Origin of the sequence: Salmonella sp. SAL4457 (assembly GCF_046548235.1) — a bacterium.
Lineage (GTDB): Bacteria > Pseudomonadota > Gammaproteobacteria > Enterobacterales > Enterobacteriaceae > Salmonella > Salmonella enterica.
Map to the genome: position 1 here is coordinate 1 of NZ_JBGDZO010000509.1, position 271 is coordinate 271.

Below are 271 nucleotides of genomic sequence, written 5' to 3' on the forward strand. Positions count from 1 at the left end.
TCTGTACTGAGCTTCCTTTTGTTTATTTCCTGCCAGAAAAATGCTTCTTTACCCGACTCTCCTGAAGCTGGTTTCCAGTCCGATCGTAAACGGACCTGTGCTTCACAGGAGGTGCTGGAAGCGCAAATGGCCGCCGATCCTTCGCTCAGGGAACGATTAAGGCAAATTGAAGAATTTACCCAGCGGAAAATTGCCAGCGGGGATGCCCTTCGCGTCAATGCCCAAAACCAGGTTGAAATCCCGGTGGTGGTTCATGTTTTATACCATACAC

1 protein-coding gene is annotated in these 271 nt (G+C 49.4%); it reads left to right on the forward strand.

What is annotated here, in order from left to right; genetic code table 11:
- A partial coding sequence (locus ACLJNW_RS25270; RefSeq protein ID WP_410961371.1) for a hypothetical protein occupies positions 1 to 271 on the forward strand: 271 nt, incomplete at both ends.